The organism is Skermanella aerolata KACC 11604, from assembly GCF_000936425.1.
GTDB lineage: Bacteria > Pseudomonadota > Alphaproteobacteria > Azospirillales > Azospirillaceae > Skermanella > Skermanella aerolata.
The window spans coordinates 1-377 of sequence record NZ_AVFK01000229.1; the positions used below are offsets into that span (position 1 = coordinate 1).

A 377-nucleotide genomic window follows, 5' to 3' on the forward strand; every position below is an offset into this window, starting at 1 on the left:
CGTCAACGCGGCGCAGGGTGATCTGGCCGCTGGCGAGCAGGGCCCAGAACAGCATGCAAGCGGTCTCGGCGCAGGGCAGCAGGCACTGGGTCTTGATCCGGCGCTTGAACTCTTCATGCAACCGCTCGATTGCGTTCGTCGTCCGGATCGATTTCCACTGATCGGGCGGATAGAGCAGGAAGGTGAACAGGTTGGCTCCCGCCTCCTCCAGGCTGGCAGCGACGGCCGGGCACTTCAGCCGCCACTTGCGCACGAACGCCTTCCGCCTGGCTTCGATATCCTTCACCGTCTTGCCGTAGATCATGTCGGTGTAGTCGGCGCTGATCTCGTCGTGCAGCTTCTTCGGCGCGTGGGCAACGAGATTCCTGTGCTTGTGC

Annotated in this window: 1 protein-coding gene; it reads right to left on the reverse strand. The window is 63.1% G+C overall.

The window, feature by feature from the left end; genetic code table 11:
* Positions 1 to 377: transposase (locus tag N826_RS42710; RefSeq protein ID WP_211099528.1), on the reverse strand; the 377-nt coding region annotated here is incomplete at both ends.